The 20,419-nt window shown below is 63.5% G+C and carries 14 protein-coding genes and 2 pseudogenes; 11 read left to right on the top strand and 5 right to left on the bottom strand.

Annotation, left to right across the window (positions count from 1 at the left end; all coding sequences use genetic code 11):
• Positions 1-271: 271 nt before the first annotated feature.
• Together A2G96_RS32935 and A2G96_RS32930 are read left to right on the top strand one after the other, a co-directional pair.
• Positions 272-1,009: an OmpW/AlkL family protein gene (locus A2G96_RS32935; RefSeq protein WP_082819160.1), complete on the top strand. Its 738-nt coding sequence runs from the start codon at positions 272-274 to the stop codon at positions 1,007-1,009.
• Between the two features lie 127 nt (positions 1,010-1,136).
• Positions 1,137-1,425 (top strand): annotated as a pseudogene (locus A2G96_RS32930) (transposase); the annotation flags it as partial.
• Here A2G96_RS32930 and pntB read toward each other — a convergent pair.
• The 5 genes and pseudogenes from pntB to A2G96_RS30390 all read right to left on the bottom strand — a co-directional run bounded on the left by pntB (position 1,415) and on the right by A2G96_RS30390 (position 9,853).
• Positions 1,415-2,833 carry a Re/Si-specific NAD(P)(+) transhydrogenase subunit beta gene (gene pntB, locus A2G96_RS30405; protein WP_062803828.1) on the bottom strand — a complete coding sequence of 473 codons (1,419 nt, stop codon included), beginning with the start codon at positions 2,831-2,833 and terminating at the stop codon, positions 1,415-1,417. The pseudogene A2G96_RS32930 and the gene pntB sit on opposite strands and share 11 nt — an antisense overlap.
• Before the next feature lie 22 nt (positions 2,834-2,855).
• Complete coding sequence (locus A2G96_RS30400; protein ID WP_062803827.1) at positions 2,856-4,463, bottom strand: Re/Si-specific NAD(P)(+) transhydrogenase subunit alpha; 1,608 nt, start codon at positions 4,461-4,463, stop codon at positions 2,856-2,858.
• Positions 4,464-4,889: 426 nt separating this feature from the next.
• Complete coding sequence (locus A2G96_RS30395) at positions 4,890-6,656, bottom strand: acyl-CoA dehydrogenase (RefSeq protein ID WP_470290496.1); 1,767 nt, start codon at positions 6,654-6,656, stop codon at positions 4,890-4,892.
• A gap of 40 nt (positions 6,657-6,696) precedes the next feature.
• Positions 6,697-6,783, bottom strand: a pseudogene (locus tag A2G96_RS34485) (hypothetical protein); the annotation flags it as partial.
• Between the two features lie 424 nt (positions 6,784-7,207).
• Positions 7,208-9,853, bottom strand: coding sequence for a LuxR C-terminal-related transcriptional regulator (locus tag A2G96_RS30390; protein ID WP_197672312.1), 2,646 nt, complete (start codon positions 9,851-9,853; stop codon positions 7,208-7,210).
• A 945-nt stretch (positions 9,854-10,798) separates the two neighbouring features.
• Between A2G96_RS30390 and A2G96_RS30385 the strand changes: the two genes are divergently transcribed.
• From A2G96_RS30385 to A2G96_RS30345, 9 genes are read left to right on the top strand one after another with little or no spacing between them, the layout of a single operon-like run.
• Complete coding sequence (locus A2G96_RS30385; protein WP_062803824.1) at positions 10,799-11,500, top strand: DUF1302 family protein; 702 nt, start codon at positions 10,799-10,801, stop codon at positions 11,498-11,500.
• A gap of 44 nt (positions 11,501-11,544) precedes the next feature.
• Positions 11,545-12,663: a saccharopine dehydrogenase family protein gene (locus tag A2G96_RS30380; RefSeq protein ID WP_062803823.1), complete on the top strand. Its 1,119-nt coding sequence runs from the start codon at positions 11,545-11,547 to the stop codon at positions 12,661-12,663.
• Positions 12,664-12,708: 45 nt separating this feature from the next.
• A complete protein-coding gene (locus tag A2G96_RS30375; RefSeq protein ID WP_197672311.1) occupies positions 12,709-13,545 on the top strand; it encodes an enoyl-CoA hydratase/isomerase family protein in 837 nt (278 codons plus the stop codon).
• Complete coding sequence (locus tag A2G96_RS30370; RefSeq protein ID WP_062803821.1) at positions 13,542-15,338, top strand: acyl-CoA dehydrogenase family protein; 1,797 nt, start codon at positions 13,542-13,544, stop codon at positions 15,336-15,338. The genes A2G96_RS30375 and A2G96_RS30370 overlap by 4 nt, the downstream gene beginning before the upstream one ends.
• A 20-nt stretch (positions 15,339-15,358) precedes the next feature.
• A complete protein-coding gene (locus A2G96_RS30365; RefSeq protein WP_062803820.1) occupies positions 15,359-16,108 on the top strand; it encodes an electron transfer flavoprotein subunit beta/FixA family protein in 750 nt (249 codons plus the stop codon).
• Positions 16,109-16,119: 11 nt separating this feature from the next.
• Entirely contained in the window at positions 16,120-17,079 is a 960-nt protein-coding gene (locus A2G96_RS30360) for an electron transfer flavoprotein subunit alpha/FixB family protein (protein WP_062803819.1), read from the top strand.
• Entirely contained in the window at positions 17,076-17,534 is a 459-nt protein-coding gene (locus A2G96_RS30355; RefSeq protein WP_062803818.1) for a GFA family protein, read from the top strand. Before A2G96_RS30360 ends, A2G96_RS30355 begins: the two co-directional genes overlap by 4 nt.
• A 2-nt stretch (positions 17,535-17,536) precedes the next feature.
• Positions 17,537-18,820 (top strand): acyl-CoA dehydrogenase family protein, encoded by a 1,284-nt coding sequence (locus A2G96_RS30350; RefSeq protein ID WP_062803817.1) that lies wholly within the window; start codon positions 17,537-17,539, stop codon positions 18,818-18,820.
• 33 nt (positions 18,821-18,853) lie between these two features.
• Positions 18,854-20,410: an AMP-binding protein gene (locus A2G96_RS30345; protein ID WP_062803816.1), complete on the top strand. Its 1,557-nt coding sequence runs from the start codon at positions 18,854-18,856 to the stop codon at positions 20,408-20,410.
• Positions 20,411-20,419 lie beyond the last annotated feature (9 nt).

Here is a 20,419-nt window from a genome sequence, read left to right as displayed (position 1 = left end):
TTTCACATTGGCTGGCCCTTCATCGGGTGTTGCGCTGCCTTCTGAGACGGCGTCGAACGCACTCGAGTGCCGTGCTCAATTCCTTCAAATTGGGTTGTCTCCTACCGGCCCCACCCTTCCTGGGAGGGGCCTATTCCGTATCTGCAGCATACAGTTTCTTCACAGTTCGTGCGGGTGCGGGCCATATGTCCGGAACGTCCAACATGAATTGGCAATCGCGTACGAACAACAAAAGAAAGCGTCGCGACTAAAACTAATATATGGAGACAGGATGAAGCGATGGAGATGTGTCCGGGCCATGGGCCTGGGTGGCGCGCTATTGGTTGGTGCAGTCAGCAATGGCGCGTACGCGCAGAGTGCGGGCGATAACGTCCTGAGTATAGGATGGGTGCACGGCACTCCCCAAACTGGCAGCGATCCCTTAACCGTGACAAGCATCGGTGGGATGTCCGTGCACGAGGTCCAGTCAGGTTCTGGTTTGGGTTCCCGTAGTGCTGATACCGTCGGATTTTTGATCGAGCATTACTTTACCGATCACATCGGATTGGCGTTTCTGGGAGGCTTTCCGGCCAAGACAGAAGTAGAAGGCCGGGGGACGCTCCACAACTATGGAGTACTGGGTAATGCGCGAACGTGGGCGCCCGAACTGACGGTGCGTTATCACTTTGGTGAGTCGGTGGATCGCTTTCGTCCGTTCGTTGGCGTCGGCGTGAACTACACGTGGTTTACCAACGCGCAAGTCACGAACGGCACATTCGTTACGGAAATCTTCGGACCCGGCAGTTCAGCAACGGCCTCAGCGTCGAGCTCGTGGAATCCCGCTTTTCAAGCCGGATTCGACTATCGAATCAGCAAGCATTGGTCGGCCGGCGCTTCACTTATGTACGTCCCGACCGACACCAATGTGACCCTTACCGGGCGCACGGCGAATGGCACGGTTATCGTCAGTCAAACCAAGTTGCGAATTCGCCCGCTTATGACCTTTCTCACGGTCTCGTACAAATTTTAGCGAACTGGGCTAGAAATTCGCAGGCAAAGCTGTGTCGGGACGGGGCTGCCGTTGGTTCGTCTGTTGATTTCCATCGAATCTTGACCCACCGTTTTCATCTGAATCTGGCCATCGACGCGCGCTAAGCGCGGTCGCGCCGGTCCCCCGGCGCTCAGGCTCGTCCATCCTAGGTGAACACCCCTCCAGGCGCGGCAACAAGGTGCTCAAACGAGCCTTGTTTCTCTCTGCGTTTGCGGCCTTGCGAGAACCGATCTCACGCGCCTCCTACACGCGCAAGATCCAGCAAGCGTCACAACCAAGCGCTCATCGCGCTGGCCAGACGTCCGCCCACAACGCTCGCTCCAGAAATGCATGGCCCGCTTGTTCTTACGATACGCACATATTGGAACGAAGCAGGCCTGCTGTTCAGCCCTTGAGCGCTCCCAGCGCCTCATCCAGCATCTTCTTGGCATCGCCAAACAGCATGCGGTTGTTCTCCTTGTAGAACAGCGGGTTGTCTACGCCCGCATAGCCCGAAGCCATCGATCGCTTCATTACGATCGATTGCTTTGCCTTCCAGACCTCCAGCACCGGCATGCCGGCGATGGGGCTGGTGGGATCTTCAGCCGCGCTGGGGTTCACTATGTCGTTGGCGCCGATCACCATGGCCACGTCGGCTTCTGGGAAGTCCTCGTTGATCTCGTCCATCTCCATCACGATGTCGTAGGGCACCTTGGCCTCGGCCAACAGCACATTCATATGGCCCGGCATGCGGCCGGCCACCGGATGGATGGCAAAGCGCACGTCCACGCCCTTTTCGCGCAGGGTCTTGGTGATCTCGTACACGGTGTGCTGGGCCTGGGCCACGGCCATGCCGTAGCCGGGCACGATGATCACGCTCTTGGCCTCGCGCAGCATCTCGGCAGTCTCCTGGGCGCTCACGGGCACCACCTCGCCTTGCGGCTCCGCGGCATCACCCCCGCCTGCGGGTTTCTTGACCGGTACGCCTGAGCCGAAGCCGCCCGCGATCACGCTGATGAAGTTGCGGTTCATCGCGTTGCACATGATGTACGACAGGATCGCGCCCGACGAACCCACGAGCGCGCCGGTGACGATCAGCAGGTCGTTGTTCAGCATGAAGCCCGTGGCTGCAGCCGCCCAGCCCGAGTAACTGTTGAGCATGGACACCACTACCGGCATGTCGGCGCCACCGATGGCCATGACCATGTGCACCCCAAACACCAGCGCGATCGCCGTCATCACGATCAGCGGTGTCATACCGGCTTGCACATCGTGGGCGCCAAGGAACTCCCGGCCGAACCAGATCACCATCAGCAGCGCAATCAGGTTGAGCCAATGGCGCGCAGGCAGCAGCAGTGGCTTACCACCGATGCGGCCCGCGAGCTTGCCGAAGGCGATCAGCGAGCCCGAGAAGGTAACTGCGCCGATGAGGATGCCGACGTAGATCTCCACCTCATGGATGAGCTTTTCCGCTCCCTGGAACGGCACCGAGGTGTCGACATAGCTGGCAAAGCCCACTAGGCAGGCCGCCAGGCCCACCAAGCTGTGCATGAGCGCGACCAGCTCGGGCATCTGGGTCATCTTCACGACCTTGGCTGCATACAAGCCGATGCCGCCGCCCACGACCAGCGCGACGATGATCCAGGCAAGGCCTGAGGGGCCGACGCGCGGGCCGAAGACCGTGGCCAGTACGGCCAGCGCCATGCCGATCATGCCGAGCAGGTTGCCGCGGCGCGAGGTTTCCGGGTTGGACAGGCCACCCAGGCTGAGAATGAAGAGAATGGCGGCGCCGAGATAGGCCACCGTGGCAAGACTTTGGGACATGGTTCGGTTCTCCTCGTTCTTCTTATTTGCGGAACATGGCAAGCATGCGGCGCGTCACGGCAAAGCCTCCGAACATGTTGACGGCGGTGAGCACCAGCGCGGCAAAGGCCAGCCAGCGAATCAGCCCGTCGGGCCGTCCGTCCATGCCCAGTTCCGGAGGTGCGATTTGCACCAGCGCGCCAATGGCGATGATGCTGGAGATGGCGTTGGTGACGCTCATCAGCGGCGTGTGCAGTGCGGGCGTGACGTTCCACACCACCATGTAGCCGATGAAGCAGGCCAGCACGAACACCGTGAAGTGGCCCAGGAACGCCGGAGGCGCAAAGGAGCCGATGGTCCACAACAACACGGCCGCGATGCCGAAGGTGATGGTGAGCGCCTTCGCGGGCATGGGCGCGCCGCTACCACGGCCGTGGCCCGATTTCTTCTCGACCACGGGGGCAGTTGCGGCCTTGGGCGCCGGCACAGGTGCAGCCTTGAGCGGCGGGGCCGGCCAGGTGATGGCGCCGTCCTTGATCACGGTGAGGCCACGGATCGCGTCGTCCTCCATGTTGACGACCGCCTGGCCATCCTTGGACTTGCACAGTTCCTCGGTCAGGCGCAGCAGATTGGTCGCGTACAGGGTGGACGATTGCTTGGCCAGGCGCGATGCCAGGTCCGTGTAGCCGATGATGGTCACGCCATGGCGCACCACGGCTTCGCCAGGCACGGTCAACTCGCAATTGCCGCCTTGCTCGGCGGCCATGTCCACGATCACGCTGCCGGACTTCATGCTCTGCACCATCTCGGCGGTGATGAGCTTGGGTGCGGGCTTGCCGGGGATCAGCGCGGTGGTGATGATGATGTCCGCATCCTTGGCCTGCTCTGCATACATCTTGCGTTGCGCGGCCTGGAAGCCCTCACTCATGACCTTGGCGTAGCCGCCGCCGCCCGAGCCGTCTTCCTCGTAGTCGACCTTGACGAACTCGCCGCCCAGCGACTTGACTTGGTCGGCCACCTCGGCACGCGTGTCATTAGCGCGCACGATGGCGCCCAGGTTGGCCGCCGTACCGATGGCCGCCAGGCCTGCCACGCCGGCACCGGCAATGAAGACCTTGGCCGGCGGCACCTTCCCTGCGGCCGTAATCTGGCCGTTGAAGTAACGGCCGAAAGCGCTGGCAGCTTCGATGACGGCACGGTAGCCGCTGACGCTCGCAGTGGAGGTCAGTGCGTCCATCTTCTGGGCGCGCGAGAGCGTGCGCGGCAGGCAGTCGATCGCAAGCACGGTCGCGTTCTTGGCGGCCAGTTGCTGCATCAGCTCAGGGTTCTGAGCAGGCCAGATGAAGTCGATCAGCGTGCAGTCTTCGCGCATCAGCGCCACTTCGTCACTGCTGGGCGGGCGTACCTTGAGCACGATGTCGGACGCGGCCCAGAGCTGCGCGGCGTCGTCAATGATCTCGGCCCCTGCCTTGTGGTAAGCATCGTCGCTGAAATTAGCGGCTTCGCCGGCGCCGGATTCAACCGCCACCTTGAAGCCGAGCTTGATGAGCTTTTCCACCACGTCGGGCACCGTGGCCACACGCTTTTCGCCGGGAAAGGTTTCCCGCGGCACGCCGATGCGCTGCGGAGCCAAACTCAGATTGGGCTGCATCAATGATTTCCTGGACTTGGGTGTTCAATAGGGGAACCGCAGAGTGCCGATTCTGTATGAAAGGCACTCGTCAGTTCGCGTACTCCGGAAAAGTTGCTCGATACACGATGAGCAACCGAGCTCTATCTTGGATGCTGAGGCCTACAACCATGTAGTCATTGGCACTCAGCACACTGGATTAATTTACAAGATGGTGCCTAAACGATCGCTGGACCAACATCTCTGCGAGGGCCCCTCGACGCCTGCGGGTGCTCATGGTAAGTGACCTCATCATATTTGCTGCGGGATGGATCATTTGCCAGAAAAATCGAAAGTTGCAGTGGTCTGACCGGTGGACTTCTCTGCAGCACTTCGCTCGGCCTTTCTTGAGAGCAATCTGCGTGTGGGGCGAGGCGCGCTACAGTCACGGTATGGATCCTGCTGCGCTCAGAATGCCTCGTCACCCATCGTCATTGCGCATTCACTGTGCATGGCGATCGACGACAGCCCCTCTGCTTGGGGTAGCACGTGGGCCGCATAGAAGCGCGCGCTCAAAAGCTTACGACGAAGGAAGGCGGCATGACCGTGGCCCTGTTCGAGATGGCGTTGCGCCGCCAGCGCCGCACGTGCCATCTGCCAGCCGCCGGCGACGATACCGCAGAGCCGCAGGAGCGGCACCGAGCCGGCAAGGACTTCGAGCGGCCTTTCCCGGTAGTTCGCGATTGCCCAGTTGGAGGCCTCCTGTAGTGCTGCTACTGCCTCGCGCAAGTTGGACGCGATATCCCGGAGCTCGCCATTCGCAGCGTCGTCCAATCGGTGCAGGACGAGCTGAATCTGCGACAGCCATGCCCGCAGCGCCGCACCCCCATCGCGCGCGAGTTTACGTTCAACCAGGTCGTGCGCCTGGACCGAAGTGGTACCTTCATAGATCGCCGCCACCCGCACATCGCGTAGCGGCTGCGAAGCGCCACTCTCCTCAATGTAGCCGAGGCCGCCGTGCACCTGGATCGAGGTCGAGGTCACCTCGATTGCGGTCTCCGACGCCCAACCCTTGAAGACCGGAATCATGAGGTCGACGAAGGCCTGGCGTTCGAGACGCACCTCCGGGTCGGAATGACGCTCGGCGAGATCCCGGGCACCAGCAAGCGCGTAGGCCACCGCACGCATGGCTTCAGTTTGGCTGCGCATCATCAGCAACATTCGACGTACATCGGGATGGCGGATGATGGGGACAGATTCCGTACCGCCGCCGGCCAGCTTGCCTTGCACACGCTCACGAGCATAGGCGAGGGCTTGCTGGTAGGCACGCTCGCTCATCGCTGTGCTTTCCTGGCCCACCGTGAAGCGGGCCGAATTCATCATGAAGAACATGGTTTGCAGACCCTTGTTCTCGGCGCCGAGGAGCCAGCCTACCGCGCCTTCGCCGCTACCCCCATAGACCATTGTGCAAGTCGGGCTGGCGTGATTGCCCAACTTGTGCTCAACGCCTGCGCATTTGACGTCGTTGTGCTGGCCTAGTCGGCCGTCCGCCTCCAGCAAGAATTTTGGGACCAGGAACAGCGAGATTCCTTTGGATCCCTCCGGCGCTCCAGGGATTCTGGCAAGGACCAAGTGGATGATGTTCTCGGTCAGATCATGCTCACCGTAGCTGATGAAGATCTTTTGTCCGAACAGCCTGTAAGTGCCGTCCGCTTGGGGCTCCGCGCGGGTTCGTAATGCGCCGACGTCGGAGCCGGCTTGCGGCTCCGTAAGGTTCATCGTGGCGGCCCACTGTCCAGTGACGAGCCTAGGGATGTACAGCGACTTCAGTGATTCGCTCGCGCCGGCGATCAAAGCCTTGACGGCGAATTCCGTGAGGTCTGGGCAATAGGCGAAGGCCTTGTTGGACGAGGTGAACATCTCGTGCACCGCCGTACAAAGCAAGGTTGGCAGGCCCTGACCGCCATACTCGGAAGGCAGCGAGATGTTGTTCCAGCCTGCCTCCACGAAGAGCTGGTATGCCGCGGCGAAGCCAGGGGCGGTGGTGACACCTTGCTCGCTCCAGCGCACGCCCGCGCGGTCGCCGACCGCGTCCAGCGGAGCCAAGACTTCCTTCGCGAAGCGGGCTGCCTCGTCGAGGATGGCGTCCGTCAGTTCTGGATCGGAAAGCGCTTCGGCGTCACTCAACTGGGCGACGCGTTCAATATCAGCTAGCTCCCGCAGCACGAAACGCATTTCCTCCAAAGGCGCGATGTACGGGTTCACGAATTTCTCCTCAAGCGGTGATCACTGCGGTTACGCCTGCGCGTTCCGCGATCTCTTCCACACGGGCGGCTGCGAAGCTCTTCTCCACAAAAAATGCGAGCGCCGCGTCCTAGATTTCCTGCGGACGGGCTTGCTTTCGTCGGCGGTGAGTCTGTCTCACGTAAGGCCTTTCCCGGCGCGGTTCATTTGTGCCTGGAGTCGAGCGACCCATGCCCAGAGCACCTATCCGAATTTCGGCGAGCCGAGGTATAGCCCGGGACGATGCCAGGAGATGCTAGCAAGGTGGCTTGCTGGTGGCCCCACCCTGTAGGGGTGGCGAGTAGGAGTAGATAGGGCGGAGGAGGTTCGCGCCAGCCTCAATGGCGTGTCAAAGATCGTGCGCTGGCATCAATCTGCCGCGCTGCTGTCCGCATCAATGCGAACTTGTTCGAAACCGTTAGGGGCTTTCACTTCTGGCTTCAGATCATAGTGGCGCGGCGTGGTTGGCTGGCGCTAGTGGCTCAGAACATTGAAAATCGTTGTCAATGCTCGAACAGCCCAAGCTGTCGCGCGCGCGCAAGTGCATGTTTGCGGCTACCGGCGTTGAGCTTGCTGAGCAAATTCTTCATGTGCCACTTGATCGTGTCTTCGCTCAAATCCATCGCTAGCGCGATTTCCTTATTGCTCAGGTTGCCGCTGAGCAACGACAGAATTTCCCTTTCCTTGGCGGTCAACAAGGCCGTAGCGCGGATCTGCTGCTGTTTCGCAGTGAGCGCAGGGGACGATTCACTTCGGTCCGGTGCTACTGACGAGCGCACACCGACGGCTTCAGCTCGTTCCCCCGCTTCACGCAGTAGCTGTAACATGCCGCCAGCCAGGGCCAGACTCATCCCTTCGGCCCGCACAGCAGATGCGTCTCCAGAGCCTTGGCGCCGTAGCGCTTCAGCGCGAAGGAGGCGAGACTCTACGGCATCCCGCCCGCGCTTCATGCTTGCCGCCAGTGCTGCTGCAGATTCGGCGGCCTCGAGTGCTCCGGCAATGGATGGAGTATTGTTCTTGGCCAGAAAGGCATATGCACGGCCGAGATCAGCGAGCAAGTCTGCCCAGGGTATGAGCGACGTGTCGCGGATTTGAGCGCAGCGGTCCCGAAGCAAGGTATCAAGTTGCGCGTTCAGTTCCAATACGGTCTCGGTTCGGCCGCGCCTTGCGTGCAGACGCACCAGCTCAAGCTGCGCAGTCGCTTGAAGACGTGGCATAGCCTGCGCTTGGCCGATGGCGTGAAGCGATTCGAGGAAATCCAGCGCTTGGTCTTGCCGGTCCTCCTGGTCAGCGATGCGTGCCAGTGTCGTATAGGCCGAAATTACTGCATCGGGCAGACCATGCCTTTTCAGCACGGCCAACCGCCCCGCCAACAGCCCAGCGATATCAGCGCTCCGTCCACATTCCCAACTGGCGTGCGCCAGGAGCGCCGCCAATAGGCACGTTACCGGATGGCAACGGCCCAAGCGCTCCTCCGCCCGGTTCAGCGCGGGTCGGAGATCGTGGTGGGCTAAAGCGAATCGGCCTTCCCACAAGTAGCTCAAACCTGTGATGTAGTCAGCGAATGCATAGGATACTGGCGAATACGTCTGCGTCCGATCCAGATTGGCGATGCGGCCCGATTCCAGCCGCGCCTGGTCTGGTTGTCCGCGGTACAAAGCGAGAAAGGCCTTGAGGTTGCAATGGACCGGCGTCGCTTCGGGCCGCGCTTCCGGCGGCGGTTCTGGCCACTTCTCAAGAATTGCCGCCAGACGGTCGGTGCGATCTGCAAATACCGCGGCAACGCCAGCGATTAGATGCGCTTCGAACCGCGCCTCGATCGAAAGTTCAGGTTGCGCAAGGATGAGATCGATAAGCGGTTGCGCCTCGGCATGTCGATCGCTCATGGCCAAGGCCCAGGCAACTGGAGTCCAGAATCCGGGGCGTTGCTGGAGTTCATCCGGGCGCAGGCGCTGATACCACGCCAGCACTGCGGCGCTCTTTCCCTGTGCGGTCATTTGATGACTGCTGCGTTCGATGAGGGAAATGGCGGTCTCGACATCCCCGGCAATAAAGGCGTGATGCGCTGCTTCCTCGTATAGTCCGTGATCGACATACCAGGCGCACGCTCGTTGCGACATGGCAAGTCGCTCGGCCTTAGGCAAATGGTTCAGGCGCTCGCGGAGGATCTCGCGGGCGAGTGGATGCATGCGCATCCAGTCGCTGTCTTCGGCTTGCAGCAACAGCGGCGTCTCGTCTCGCAGTCGTAGCAGTTCCGGCCCAAGGTCGCTGCGCTCGAGCACTGCCGGACACAGGTCGACATGAATCACATCGAAATCCGCCAGCCGTATCAACATATTGACGGCATCGGCTGGTTGTCGGTCGATCACGGCATCTACGAAATAGCGGCGGATGTCGGCCGTCGCAGCTCCGAACAGTCCTTCAAGATCGCCTCCGCGCTTGAGTGCGGCGACCGCCAACTGGACGCCCAAGGGCCAACCTTCAATCAACTCGTGAAGATGCACTCCAGCTTCCACGTCGCTCCCGCTCCCCATGGCGGCGGAAAGCACAGTCAGAGTTTCGTCTGGCCGGAAGCGCAAATCAGAGGCAGTCACGCGTGTGACCTTGGCCGTGCTCAGCGTTCCGCTGGCCACCAGTGCGCCCGTTGGCCGCGCGGCCAGTGCAATGTGCAAGTTAGCTGGTGCATTGCCCAGCAGATAGCTGAGGACTTCCCGGCGGGCGGGTGTGGGAAGGAGGTGGGTATCGTCTAGCAGCAATAGCACCTCGACCGATAGTTCCGCTATTTCGGCCAGCCATCCGGTCATGGCTTCCTGAGCGTCATCGCGCGCTTCGATCCACTCCACGACTGGATCTGCAAAACCTAGCTTTCCGCATGTTGACTGGGCCGAACGTGTAAGCCCGCGTACCAGGCGCAGGGGGTCATCGCGACTGTCGATCGTATACCAGAAGGCTATGCCTCCCCGTGCCAGCACTTCGCGACGCCATTGATTGAGTTGCGAGGTCTTGCCGAACCCTGCGGGCGCAAGCAAGACCGTCACGTGGGCCCCGTCGACTTCGAGGCGACTGAGTTGCAGACGCTCGCGATCCAAAAAGCGAGGAACGACGCGCGGCGCAGTGGCCTTGAGCAACAGCGCGGGATCTTGGCTCAACGTGCGGATAGCAGTCTCCTCAAACTCAGCTCTATTACCCCGAGACGCGCGCATGCCGAAGTTGTGCGGGGGTGCAGCGAGTGCGCCGCGCTGCAATGGGTCGTCGGGGAGGCTCGCAGACCATTAATTGTTTTTCGTCCGGCCGGTTGCGACACCGGACAGCCCGTCTCCGGCCGGTAGCCACCGAGAGCCTTATCAGATCGGCGTTAAAAAAGTATATCCGAGGGCGGGGAAACATAGAAGGGTGGACGCCTCCATTCCCACATGGTTCGGACGCCACTCATTCTTCAAGCATTTCAACGGGTGATGCCTCCACTCTGGATTGAAGCCACGTACCCCATTCCCTAAGCCGGGATTCCACCATCTGTCAGTCGGCACGCGCTCCAGGCTTGCTGGCAGAAGTGCAGCCCCGCAGTGCCTTGTTCCATGGGCGTCCATCCAGCCCCGCACCGAAGCGCGGACTCGCCCATTCGCTGTCCACACCCAGTTCGCATAAACGACGCGTTCCGCTCGACGTGAGCAGCCCCGTCGCGCCGCAGCAGGTTATGGGGAATTGGGTGCCTCCGTCCGGAACATTGCCGGGGCATTAATCCTCGTCCGCCGTTGCCGCACCCTCTGCTGCCCACCGGGAACTATGCCCGCTTTGTGTGTGTGCCAAGCAAGTAGGTCGCTCCCCGCGATTGAAACGTGCCGAACGGGCGACGGCGCTGGTTACCCTCTTACCACTCTTCTGGGGTGGGGTGGGACAGCCGCGTAAATCGTACCTTTCACTCAGCGTGCCGGATCGGGGTGTCACGGGCTGCGAGCCCTGCCGAATTCTGGAACTCGTCGCCTTGCAGAAAGACGACACCGGTGCGCGAATGATCGCGCACGGGCGTTCGACGGTGAGGTTCTCCTCAATCCGTTGACTACGTGACGAAAGCGCGACAAAAAAACTGGAGACATATGACCATGCGCCATGAAATGCCGCTGCCTAAGGTCGGGCTTTCTCGATTCACTTCGACGAAGCCTGTGGCCGCAGTGCAGGCCATCGGCACGGCCAGCCTCCTGGCCGCTTTCCCCGCAGTGCACGCTGCGGACGTGTCACCACCGGAAGAGGCGTCGGACACGCGCGTGACGTGGAACAACACTGCGCGCTATAGCGCAGTGTTTCTAACGCGCTCGCAGAATCCAGCGCTCCTGGGAAATGTGAACGCCGATGACGGCGACCGCAACTTCAATCGTGCTCTGCTCTCGAACCGCGTCGATTTGCCGGGCGAACTGGACGTGGTCACGTCCAGCGGCCTTGGCTTCCGCCTGAGCGCGCTGGGCCGGTATGACAGTGTCTACAACGAGCGCAACGACAACCCCGGGTTCGTCGGCGGCGCGGTGCCCACCAAGCTGTCCGTCGCGCCCGATCGGTTCACGGTCACGGCGAAGCGCTGGACAGATGCGGGCGCTCAGCGCCGAAACCACGGCCAGCGTCGACCAGGGGACGTTCGGCGTCGCCGTGGCGGGAGCATGACCTTACCGCGCTCACGGCTGGTCGAACAGTCTCGCGATCGCCTCCTTTCGGCCCAGGGACTCGCGCACGACCGGGTCCGCACCGACATGCCGCTACGTGGCCACTTCAACACCCTGGACGCTTTCCCGCGCGTCGATCTGTGACCCGACGCATGCGGCCTTCAATACCGTTTCATGGAGAACATAGCATGAGCAGCAACTACCCTGTGGTCATCTACGGCGCCAGCGGCTATACCGGCCGCCAAGTGGCCGAGTACCTGCGCGACTACCGCGTTCCCTTTGTCGCGGCCGGGCGCAACCGCGCCAGGATCGAGGAAGCCATGCGCTTGGTGCCCGGCATCGAGGACTGCACGTACGAGATCGCCGAGGTCGATCATGACGTGGAGTCGCTGGCCAAGCTGTTCCGCGGACGCCGCGTGGTCTGCAATACGGTGGGGCCATTCGCACGCCGCGCCAACACCGTCATCGAAGCGGCCCTGAAGGCCGGCATCCACTACCTCGACACGGCGGGCGAGCAGACTCATGTGGCGAAGGTGCGCGAGCGCTGGGACGCCGACTTCCGTAAGGCCGGCCTGCTGGTCGTGCCGTCGATGGCGTACATGTACGCCGTCAGCGAAATTTCGGCGCGCTTCGTCATGGACACCGAGGGGATCGACTCGCTCGACATGTTCATGTACGGCGTGGCGGTACCGACGCAGAACTCTGCCGAGAGCATCTTCGATGCGCAGATGCGCGACAAGGTGCGCTACCTCGCCGACAACGAGCTGGTCGAGTACAAGGACCTGGACGTGCAGAACGTTCTGCTGCCCTCGGGCGCGGTGGTGACGGGCACTCACTGGGGCGGCACGTCGAACCCGATCTGGTTCCATGGGGATCCGAGGGTGCGCAACTGCAAGATGACCGTCGCGATGTCCAACCAGGACCTGTACAAGCGGGTCCAGGAGTTGGAGCGTGGCTACAAGGTGCAGTTGCAATGGATTCCGGAAGAGCAGCTCGTGCCGCTGATGGACAAGCTGGCCGCGGACATGACGCCGGCCATGCCGCCGCGCGAGTCGCGTCATGTGCATCGCACGATCGACTGGACGCACGGCCGCGGTAACAACGTGGCCGCCAAGTGCACGATCTACGGCGTCGGGGGCTACTTGCAGACGGCCTGCCTGGAAGCCTATGCCGCGACGCGGCTGGCGCGCGGCCAGGTCGACATCGCCGGCTTCCGCTCGCCCTGTCAGGCGTTCGGCCATCGCGAACTGCACGCTGCGTTGCGCGCCCACGGACTCTCGAACATGAAGGTCGAGCGCATCGTCTGAGCGCCGCGGCCACCCGAACCCAAGGAGATGAACATGAGTGAATCATTGCTCGCCACCCGCGTCGATGGCGCGGTGATGCGCGTGTCGATCAAGAACCCCCCGGTGAACCTGCTGAACATCAGCATGGTGAAGGAACTGTTCGGCCTCGTCGGCCGCCTGACGGTCGACCCGTCGATCAAGGTGGTGGTGTTCGATAGCGCGGTGCCGGATTTCTTCATCGCGCACTTCGATGCCACCGAGTTTAAGACCGCGTCGACCGACCCGGCGGCCAGGGGCCGCTACGACGAGATCAACATCCTGCAGTCCCTGAGCACCTGCCTGGGCAACCTGCCGCAGATCACGATCGCCGAGGTTACCGGGGTGTGCCGCGGGGGCGGTCTCGACCTGGTCCTGGGCATGACGATGCGCTTTGCCAGCCGGTCGGCGCGCTTCTGCGCTCCCGAGACTAGCGTGGGCTTCCTGCCTTGCGGCGGCGGCATGACACGGCTGGCCATGATGTGCGGTCCGGCGCGTGCGCTGGAGGTGTCGCTGAGCGGCCGTGACTTCAGCGGGGAAGAGGCGCAGCAGTACGGCATCGTCAATCAGGCGCTGGCGGACGACGAACTGCGCGGCTACGTCGATAGCCTCGCGCGTCGCATCGCGCTGCGACCGGCATACGCGATCGCGTCTACCCGCGGCGTCATTAAGCGCGTGTTCGCGCCCATGGCCGATTCGCTGTTTGAAGGCTTCGCCGCCGAGAACGACGCGATGCGTGTGGCGATCCAGCAGGATTACATGCAGCGCGCCAATGAAGCCGTGGCCATGCAAGGCCAGACGCGGGAGAACGAGATCGACTTGCCCGCCACGATCCACCGCGTCCTCGCCTCGATGCAGACACCGTGAACTCATACCTCGTACCCCTTGAGGAAGCGCGCTTCGTGCTTCGCGAACTGGCGGACCTCGACCGCGTCGCACAACTGCCGAACGCCGAGAGCCTGGCCGATGCCGAGCTGACCGAATCGATCCTGACCGAAGCGTCGCGTCTGGCCGAAGGCATCCTGGAGCCTCTGAACGCGACTGGTGATCGCGATGGCGCGCGCTGGACAGCCGAAGGCGTGACGGTGACCCCGGGGTTCAAGGACGCGTACCGGCAGTTCATCGAGGGCGGCTGGAACCGCCTGTCGATGCCTACCGAATACGGCGGCCAGGGCATGCCCATGCTGCTGTCCGCCGCGGTGCGCGAGATCTTCGTCGGAGCCAACAAGGCCTTCTGCATGTGTCCCGGCCTGACCGATGCCGCGGTGCACGCGCTGATGCTGGGGGCCGACGACGCGCTGAAGGCGTACTACCTGCCCCGGCTCGTCAGCGGCGAGTGGGCCGCGACGATGAACCTCACCGAGCCGCAGGCCGGCTCGGACGTCGGCGCGCTGCGCACGCGGGCGGTGCCGGCTGCCGATGGCACCTACCGGGTATTCGGACAGAAGATCTTCATCAGTTTCGGCGACCAGGACCTAACGGACAACATCGTCCACCTCGTGCTCGCCCGCGTGGCCGGGGCGCCGGAAGGCTCCAGGGGCGTCTCGCTGTTCGTTGTGCCGAAGTTTCTGCCGCAGCAGGGCTGGCAGGGCGCGCGCAACGACGTGCAGTGCGCCGGCATAGAGCACAAGGTCGGCAACCACGGCAGCCCGACCTGCACGATGGTCTACGGCGCCGCTGGAGAGGGTGCGGTGGGATGGCTCGTCGGCGAGGAGAACAAGGGCTTGCAGACCATGTTCGTGATGATGAACCAGGCCCGCTTCATCGTCGGCATGGAGGGAGTGGCGCTGAGCGAGCGGGCCTATCGGCAGGCCCTCGCGTATGCCGGCGAGCGCTTGCAGGGACGCGCTGCAGAAGGGAGTGCGCAGCCGGTGCCGATCATCCGCCACCCCGATGTGCGGCGCATGCTGTTGTCGATGCGCAGCCAGACCGAGGCGATGCGCGCCTTGGGCTACGTGCTCGCGGGAGCGCTGGACCTGGCCGACGGTCATCCGGACCCGATGGTCCGCCAGGAGTACCAGGACTTCGTTGACCTGATGATTCCCATCTTCAAGGGCTGGGCGTCGGAGACGGCCGTTGAGGTGACTCGCACGTCGGTGCAGATCCACGGTGGCATGGGGTATGTCCTTGAGAGCGGCGCATCGCAGCCGCTGCGCGACGTGCTGATCGCCCCGATCTACGAAGGCACCACCGGGATTCAGGCCAACGACCTGATCGCCCGCAAGGTCTTGCGCGACGGTGGGGCATCGCTGAACCGCTGGCTGGAGCAAGTGGACCGCACGCAGACCGAGGCGGCGGCCCAGCCGGCGCTCGAGGACCTCGCATCGTCGCTGGGCGAGGCGGTCGCCTCCGTCCGGTTGGTCGCGCAATGGTTCGCGCAGGCCCATAGGGAGCGGCCGCTCGATGTGTTCGCTGCCGCCGTGCCGTTCCTCAAGCTCGCCGGGATCGTGGCCGGCGGATGGCTGATGGCCCGTGCCGCACTGGCCGCCAGCCGGCTGCTGGATGCTACAGACGCCAGCGAGAGCGAATCCTTCCTGCGGGGCAAGCTTGTCTCGGCCCGCTTCTATGCCGCGCACGTGCTGCCGCAGACTGGCGCACTGGCGGTGGCGGCGATGCAGGGCAGCGCGGCAACGCTTGACGAATGGGCGCTGAAGGTGTGACGAGTGGATCGGAGCGAACGATGAAGATTCTGGTAGCGGTGAAGCGGGTCGTCGATCACAACGTGAAAGTGCGCGCGAAGTCGGACGGATCGGGCGTGGACATCGCGAACGTGAAGATGTCGATGAACCCGTTCGATGAGATTGCGGTCGAGGAAGCCGTGCGCCTGAAGGAAGCCGGTGCAGCCGACGAAGTGGTCGCCGTGTCCTGTGGCCGTGCGCCATCGCAGGAGACGCTGCGCACGGCGATGGCGATCGGCGCCGATCGGGCCATCCTCGTCGAATCGAACGAGGAGTTGCAGCCGCTGGCCGTGGCCCGGCTGCTGGCGGCGATCGTGAAGCGCGAGCAGCCGCAACTGGTCTTGCTGGGCAAGCAGGCGATCGACGACGACTGCAACCAGACCGGCCAGATGCTCGCCGCGCTGGCGGACCTGCCGCAGGCCACGTTCGCGTCGAAGGTGTCGCTGGCCGACGGGTGGGCCACGGTGTCGCGTGAGGTGGATGGTGGCGCGGAGACGCTGTCCGTGGCGCTGCCGGCCGTGATCACAACCGACCTGCGGCTGAACGAGCCGCGCTACGTGACGCTGCCGAACATCATGAAGGCCAAGAAGAAGCCTCTGGAGGTTCTCCGCGCGGAAGAGCTCGAAGTTGATGTTCGTCCCAGGCTGCGAACGTTGCACGTGGAGGAGCCGCCTTCGCGCAGCGCGGGTGTGCGTGTGCCGGATGTGGCTGCGCTGGTGGCGCTGCTCAAGTCAGAAGCCAAGGTTCAGTGAAGGAGGTTCGAATGGCGATTCTGGTCATTGCCGATCACGACAACGCGTCGGTGCACGCGGCAACGTTGAGCACGCTCGCGGCCGCCGCACAGCTCGTGATGTTCACGGACAGTGAAGTGCACGTGCTGGTGGCGGGTGAGGGCTCGCGCAGTGCAGCCGAATCGGCGGCGCGCATTGGCGGCGTCTCCCGGGTGCTGCATGCCGAGGCGCCTCAGCTCGCGCAAGGTCTTGCGGAGAACGTGGAGGCGACGGTTCTCGCGGTGGCGGGGCAGTATACGCACCTGCTGTTTCCTGCCACGGCGCAAGGCAAGAACGTAGCGCCCCGGGTGGCGGCCAAGCTCGGCGTGGCACAAGTGAGCGACGTCATGGCCGTGCAGGACGCCACGACGTTCAAGCGCCCCATCTTCGCGGGCAACGTCATCGCGACGGTGCAGGCGTTGGATGACATCAAGGTGCTCACGGTGCGGTCCACGGGGTTCGATCCCGTGCCGGCGGCTGGCGGCGCTGCGCCCGTCGTGCAGATTGACGTTCCGCCCGACGCCGGCACCAGCCGGTTCGTGCGCCGCGACGTGACGAAACTCGACCGCCCCGAGCTGGCTTCGGCCTCCACCGTCGTCTCGGGCGGACGCGGGCTGGGCAGCGCAGAGAACTACCGCGCCGTGATGGAACCTCTTGCAGACGCGTTGAATGCCGCGCTCGGCGCATCGCGCGCCGCCGTCGATGCAGGCTACGTGTCCAACGACTACCAGGTAGGGCAAACCGGAAAGATCGTGGCGCCGCAGCTCTACGTGGCGGTCGGCATCTCCGGTGCCATTCAGCACCTCGCCGGCATGCGCGACAGCAAGGTGATTGTCGCGATCAACAAGGATCCGGAGGCGCCCATCTTCGGCGTGGCCGACTACGGGTTGGTAGACGACCTGTTCACAGCCGTGCCGCAACTCGTGTCATCACTGGAGACCACGACCAAATGAACAACCCATCAAGCCCTGTGAAGCTGCAAGGCGGCTGTGCCTGCGGCGACGTGCGCTACGAGTGCATGGCCGAGCCCGTCCTGTCACTGAATTGCCATTGCAGCGCCTGTCAACGCTACACCGGCACCGCGTATGCGTCTGTGCGCATCGTGCCCTCCGCGGCTTTCCGCTTCGTGCGCGGCGAGCTGCGCTATCACACATCGACCAGCAACGCCGGCCACACGGTGTCGCGTGGCTTTTGCCCCAACTGCGGCTCGCAAGTGCACGGCCGGATCGCCGAGAAGCCCGAGGTCGTGCTGATCGCGGCCGGCACGCTGGACGATGCGAGCGTCTATCCCCCTTCCATAGATGTTTTCACCAGCCGTGCGCAGCCGTGGGACGTGATGAACCCCGGTCTTGCGAAGTTCGAAGAGGGCATCCCTGCTGGCGGGCCGAGCACTCAAACCGCGGAGTAGACATGCTGATCCTGAAGAAAGAAGTGATCTTGCCGGATGCCGGCCTCACGGGCTTCGAAACACCGCTGTCCGAAGAGGAGCGCGCCATCCAGCACACGATGCATCGTTTCGCGAAGGACGTGTTGCGTCCGCTGGGCACCGAGCTCGACAAGATGACGGCCGAGCAGGTGGCCGCGCCCGGCTCGCCGTACTACTCGCTCTGGCCGGAGTTCGCGAAGCTGGGCTTCGAGCCGGCCGCGATGGCGTCGCTGCCGCCGGAGACGGCGTTGCGCATCGAATCGATGATCAGCGAAGAGCTCGGCTGGGGCGACAGCGGCCTGGCCGTCTCGATCGGGGCCGGGAGCATGGCCGTCGAGATAGCGTCCTCTTTGGGCAACAAGGAGTTGCTGGAACTGTCCATGGGTCGCATCGGTTGCTGGATCGGCACCAAGCCCGACTTCGGCAGCGACTTCCAGATCTTCGACATGCAGCGTGACTGGCCGGCAGGCGTGCCGGGCAACACGGGCAATCTGTGGGGCCAGGTCGGCAAGGACGAGATCGTCATCAACGGCCAAAGCTCCGCCTGGGTGTCTAACGGCGCGGTGGCGCAGGTAGCCGTCGCCTACATGAGCGCTGACTATGGCGACGGGCGGCTCGACAAGCAAGGACGGCCGTACGGCGTGGCCGCGATCGTTCCGCTCGACCTGCCCGGCGTGACCCGCGGCAAGCCCCTGGAGAAGATCGGCCAGCGCGCGCTGCCGCAGGGCGAGATCTACTTCGACAACGTGCGCATCCCCAAGCGCTTCGCGTTCGCGCTGAAGGACGACTACGACGGCAGCTTCGCGTCGGCCTGGTCGAATGCCGGCACGCACATGGCGCACATCTTCACCGGCGTCGCGCGCGCGGCGTTCGAGCATGCGCTGCAGTACTGCCACGAACGCCGGCAAGGGGGGCGGCTGCTGATCGACCACCAGCTGACCCGCTATCGCCTGGGCGACATGCTGCGCCGCATCGAGATGGCGCGCGCCACGGCGCGACGGGTGCAGGCGTTTGCCGCCCTGTCGCCCCGCACCCATCCCTATGTCACCGCTTCCGGCAAGGTGACGGTGACGGAGGAAGCGATGAAGGTGGTCCACGAGGCCTTCCAGCTGTTCGGCGGCGTTGGCACCACGCGCGAGTACCCGATCGAGAAGTTGTTCCGCGACACACGATCGGCGCTCATCGAAGACGGCGAGAACTACACCCTGACCATGCGCCTGGGCTTGCTGGCCCAGCAGCTGTACGCCGAAGGCTGGGCCAATCCCTGACCCCCGTATACGACATCGCACGAGTTCCACATCATGGCAGTTATCGACTACTTCGACCGCGGCTGGCGCCTGAACCCAACCGGCGCGGCCTACATCCAGGGCGAGCGCGCCTTCACCTATAACGAGGTGGGCGCGCTGTCCTGCCGCATCGCCAACAAGCTCCTGGCACTCCGGCTGCCGAAGGAAGCCAAGGGCGCGGTCTGGTCGGGCAACGACGTCACCGCGTGGACCTGCACGCTGGGCATCTGGCGCGCCAACAAGGCGTGGATCCCGATCAATCCCCGCAGCTCGGCGGAGGACAACCGCTACATCATCGACACCTTCGACTGCGAGATCCTGTTCTTTCAGAACGCCTATGCGTCCATCGTGGAGCCGATGCGCGACGCGCTGACGAAGGTCAAGCACTTGGTCTGTATCGATGCCGATCTGGCGTGGGCACCGTCGTTGGCTTCCTGGCTCGGCGATGCTTCGGCGGTCATGCCGGTCGTTCCGTACGAGATGGACGACGTCGTCATGCTGACGCCGACGGGCGGCACGACCGGCATGCCCAAGGGCGTGATGAACACGCATCGCAGCCTGCAGACCTTCCTCGGCTTCAACTTGACGGCTTGCACCTACCGGGATGGGGCGCGGCCGGTGAACCTGGCCATGGCGCCGATGACGCATGCGGCCGGTCTGTTGTCGGTGCCCTGCATCGCGCAAGGCGGCACGGTGGTGGTGCTCGCCAAGCCCGATCCCGCCGCACTGATCGAGAACGTGGCGCGGCACCGAGTGACGGAGTTCTTCCTGCCGCCCACGGTGATCTACCGGCTCCTGGAGGTGCCCGGCATTGCCGAAGCCGACTTCTCTTCGATGAAGTACCTGATGTATGGCGCGGCGCCGATGTCGGTGGAGAAACTCAAGAAGGCTATCGAGATCTTCGGGCCGGTCCTGATGGGTGGCTACGGTCAGACCGAGGCGCCGGCCGGCATCTCCATCCTGCGGCCCGACGAGCACATGGTGGGCGGGGCGTTGGCTTCCGACGAGCGCCTGTCGTCGGTGGGTCACACCAACCCGCTGGTGCGGGTCGAGATCATGGACGACGATGGCCGGATCGTGCCGGACGGCGAGACCGGCGAGATCTGCGTGCGCGGCGACATCGTGATGAAGGGCTATTACAAGGATCCCGAGAAGACCGCCGAAACCATCGTCGACGGCTGGCTGCACACCGGCGACATCGGCCACTTCGATGGCGAGCACCGGCTGCACATCACCGACCGCAAGAAGGACATGATCATAACGGGCGGCTTCAACGTCTATCCGAGCCAGGTCGAGCAGGTGCTGTGGTCGCACCCTGCAGTGCAGGACTGCGCCGTCATCGGCGTGCCCGACGAGAAGTGGGGCGAGGCCGTTAAGGCGGTCGTCGAGCTGAACCCCGGCCAGACGGTTAGCGCCGAGGAACTGATCGCCCTATGCAAAGAGCGCCTGGGCAGCGTGATGGCGCCAAAGTCGGTGGACTTCATCGCATCGTTGCCCCGCAGCCTGGCCGGCAAGGTGCTCAAGAAGGACCTGCGCCAGCAGTTCTGGCAGCAGGCCCAACGCAAGATCTGAATCCGAAGG

It is taken from the genome of Cupriavidus nantongensis (assembly GCF_001598055.1).
Classification (GTDB): Bacteria; Pseudomonadota; Gammaproteobacteria; order Burkholderiales; family Burkholderiaceae; genus Cupriavidus; species Cupriavidus nantongensis.
The sequence above is the reverse complement of the archived record's forward strand: the minus strand, read 5'-3'. Positions and strand labels throughout refer to the sequence as shown.